2 protein-coding genes and 1 pseudogene are annotated in these 3,111 nt (G+C 64.4%); all 3 read right to left on the reverse strand.

Annotated features, from left to right (window positions below; translation table 11 throughout):
* A partial coding sequence (locus EN969_RS23920) for a sodium-translocating pyrophosphatase (protein ID WP_127419450.1) occupies window positions 1-1,643 on the reverse strand: 1,643 nt, incomplete at its 3' end.
* Between the two features lie 239 nt (window positions 1,644-1,882).
* Window positions 1,883-2,632: an ABC transporter permease gene (locus EN969_RS23925; protein ID WP_013532238.1), complete on the reverse strand. Its 750-nt coding sequence runs from the start codon at window positions 2,630-2,632 to the stop codon at window positions 1,883-1,885.
* Window positions 2,629-3,111 (reverse strand): annotated as a pseudogene (locus EN969_RS23930) (ABC transporter ATP-binding protein); the annotation flags it as partial. The gene EN969_RS23925 and the pseudogene EN969_RS23930, both read right to left, overlap by 4 nt.

The raw sequence follows: 3,111 nt of genomic DNA on the forward strand, positions 1-3,111 counted from the left end.
CCCGCCGCACGGCCGACGGCCGTCATGGCGATGCCGCCGAACAGATACGGGATCAGCCCGCCGAAGATCAGGCCGGCGACGACGTATGGGTTGGAGAGATCGAAGGAGATCTCGCCCATGCCCTGGAAGTAGGGATATTTGTCGCCATTGGCGGCGAAGAACTTCAGGTCGTTCGAGTACGCGGCAAACAGCACCAATGCGCCGAGACCAGCGGAGCCGATGGCGTAGCCCTTGGTCACCGCCTTGGTGGTGTTGCCGACCGCGTCGAGCGCGTCGGTGGAGTGGCGCACTTCCTTGGGCAGGCCGGCCATTTCGGCGATGCCGCCGGCATTGTCGGTGACCGGGCCGAAGGCATCGAGCGCAACGATCATGCCGGCAAGGCCGAGCATCGTCGTGACCGCGATCGCCGTACCGAAGAGGCCGGCAAGCTGATAGGTCGAGATGATGCCGCCGACGATGACGATCGCCGGCAGCGCCGTCGATTCCAGCGAGACCGCGAGGCCCTGGATGACGTTGGTGCCGTGACCGGTGACCGACGCCTGGGCGATGGAATTGACCGGGCGCTTGTTGGTGCCGGTGTAGTATTCGGTGATGACCACGATGAGACCGGTCACCACGAGGCCGATCAGGCCGCAGATGAACAGGTTCTTGCCGGTGATGACCATGCCGGCGACCGTGCCGACCTCACCCCAGCCGAGCGTCACCTGGGTGGCGACGCCGAGGCCGACGATGGACAGCAGGCCAGTGACGATCAGGCCCTTGTAGAGTGCGCCCATGATCGAGCCGTTGGAACCGAGCTTGACGAAGAAGGTGCCGACGATCGAGGTCAGGATGCAGGCGCCGCAGATGGCGAGCGGATAAAGCATGGCCGCACCCAACACGGCGGTGCCGCCAAAGAAGATGGCAGCCAGAACCATGGTGGCGACGACAGTCACCGCATAGGTTTCGAACAGGTCAGCGGCCATGCCGGCGCAGTCGCCGACATTGTCGCCGACATTGTCGGCGATCGTGGCCGGGTTGCGCGGATCGTCTTCGGGAATACCGGCTTCGACCTTGCCGACGAGATCGCCACCGACGTCGGCGCCTTTGGTGAAGATGCCGCCGCCGAGACGAGCGAAGATCGAGATCAGCGATGCGCCGAAGCCGAGCGAGACCAGCGAGTCGATGACGATGCGGTCATTGGGCTGGAGGCCCATGAAGTGGGTCAGGATGAGGTAGTAGATCGACACGCCGAGCAAGGCGAGGCCAGCAACCAGCATGCCGGTGATGGCGCCCGATTTGAACGCGATGTCGAGGCCGGCAGCGAGACTGTTCGATGCGGCCTGCGCCGTGCGAACGTTGGCGCGAACGGAGACATGCATGCCGATGAAGCCGGCGGCGCCTGAAAGCACCGCTCCGATCAGGAAGCCGATCGCGGCGGTGATGGACAGCAACCACCAGGCGAGCACGAGGACGACGACGCCAACGATGGCGATGGTGGTGTACTGACGCGCCAGATAGGCTTGTGCGCCCTCGCGGATAGCCGCGGAGATTTCCTGCATGCGTGCATTGCCCTGATCGGCCGCAAGGACCGAACGTGTCGCCCAGATGGCGTAAAGGATTGAAAGCAGGCCGCAGGCGATGACGGCGGAAATAATTGTCATTGCCGGATTTTCCTCGATTGATGGCCCAAAAGAACCCCTCCCTGGGCCGTTGAGACAAAGACCGGATTCCGAGCACGGAATCCGCCTCTTCGCAGCGGTGTATGCGAAACAGGGCTGCGAACGTCAAGATATTGTTCGGTTTTTGCCCGGCTTTCGCCCAAATGGTTGGGACCAGGCGGCGGCTGCCGTCAGCACCCTGCGATTAGATCGATTGAAATTAGCCCTGACGCAGGGCGTGGCTACTCTGCCTCCCGGCCCATCCGGCGCGCCGTGTAGCGCTCTATGGCCGACAGGCCGTCATAGATCAGCACGGCAAGGGCTGCCACGATCAGGCCGCCCTGCAGGATGAAGGCGAGATTGTTGGATAACAACCCGGCGATGATCACTTCGCCCAGCGTTTTGGCTGCCACGGTCGAACCGATGGTCGCCGTGGCAAGGCTGATCACCACCGACAGCCTGATGCCGCCGAGAATGATCGGGGCGCTGAGCGGCAGCTCGACCTTGGTGAGCCTTTGCCAACCGGTCATGCCGGCGCCGCGCGCCGCCTCGACGACGTTGGCAGGTAGCGTCGTCAGGCCGGTCAGCGCGTTCTCGAAGATCGGCAGCAGGCCATAGAGAAACAGCGCGATCAGTGTCGGCTTCTCGCCGAAGCCGACGGCCGGCACGGCGAGTGCCAGCACCGCCACGGGCGGAAAGGTCTGGCCGATGTTGACCAGGCTGCGCGACAGCGGCAGGAATTCGGCGCCGGCGGGCCTGGTGACCAGGATGGCAAGCGCCACCGCAACGATGGTTGCTGCCACGGTGGCGATCAGAACCGTGCGCAAATGCAGCAATGTCAGCGTCAGCAGGCTGCCCTGGTTGTAGATCACCGGCGCATTGTTTTCGGTCAGCGGCTTCAGCAGCGGCACGAACCAGCCGGGATTGGTGACGAAGGCAACGAGCAGCATCACCAGGGCAAGTCTGAGCAGCGATGGAAGCCAGGCCTTCATGCGGGCCTCGCCGCGCGCTTCACCAGCCCGTCGACGGTGACGCGGCCAAGCGGCTTGCCATCGGCGCCTTTGACCGGCAGCGCCGGCCGGCCCGTCCACAACAATTCGGCCAGCGCGTCACGCTGGCTGGCGTCGCCGGGGATCGCCTCGCCTTCGGCGGAGCCCTTCTCCACGGCATCGCGGACCCGACCGAGCGACAGCAGCCGGAACGGCCTTTCGCTGGCGCCGACCAGGGTCTCGACGAAGGCGCTTGCCGGCTTTGCCAGGATCTCGGCGGGCTTGGCGTATTGCACCAGCTTGCCGGCATCCATGACCGCGATCTTGTCGCCCATATGCACGGCCTCTTCCATGTCGTGGGTGACCAGGATGATGGTGGTGCCGAAGCGCTTCTGGATCGCCAGCAGATCTTCCTGCGCCTTGTTGCGGATGATCGGGTCGAGGGCGCCGAACGGTTCGTCCATCAACAGCACGTTGGGCTC

Source organism: Mesorhizobium sp. M7A.F.Ca.CA.003.01.2.1 (assembly GCF_003998945.1).
GTDB classification, from domain to species: Bacteria; Pseudomonadota; Alphaproteobacteria; order Rhizobiales; family Rhizobiaceae; genus Mesorhizobium; species Mesorhizobium ciceri.

Bases quoted from the DNA above. Each gene is read 5' to 3' on its own strand.
- EN969_RS23925 (WP_013532238.1), bottom strand. From the start codon at position 2,632: ATGAAGGCCTGGCTTCCATCGCTGCTCAGACTTGCCCTGGTGATGCTG.